Raw genomic sequence first — 339 nt, forward strand, 5'->3', positions numbered from 1 at the left:
TGGCTGGTCATCGGCCACGAGTTCGTCGGCCGCATCGCCGAGTTGGGCAGCGCGGTCACCGGTTACACGGTCGGCCAGCGCGTCTCGGCCGAGGGTCATATCGTCTGCGGCGTCTGCCGCAACTGCCGCGCCGGCCGCCAGCACCTGTGCCCGCACACCGTCGGCATCGGGGTGAACCGCCACGGCGCGTTCGCCGAGTACATCGCGGTGCCGGCCAGCAACCTGTGGCCGATCCACGACCAGATCCCCAGCGAGCTGGCGGCCTTCTTCGATCCCTACGGCAACGCCGCGCACTGCGCGCTGGAGTTCGACGTGATCGGCGAGGACGTGCTGATCACG

1 protein-coding gene is annotated in these 339 nt (G+C 69.9%); it reads left to right on the top strand.

Annotation, left to right across the window (positions count from 1 at the left end):
• A partial coding sequence (locus tag FLQ44_RS14445) for an alcohol dehydrogenase catalytic domain-containing protein (protein ID WP_147694977.1) occupies positions 1-339 on the top strand: 339 nt, incomplete at both ends.

It is taken from the genome of Vogesella mureinivorans (genome assembly GCF_007644035.1).
Lineage (GTDB): Bacteria > Pseudomonadota > Gammaproteobacteria > Burkholderiales > Chromobacteriaceae > Vogesella > Vogesella mureinivorans.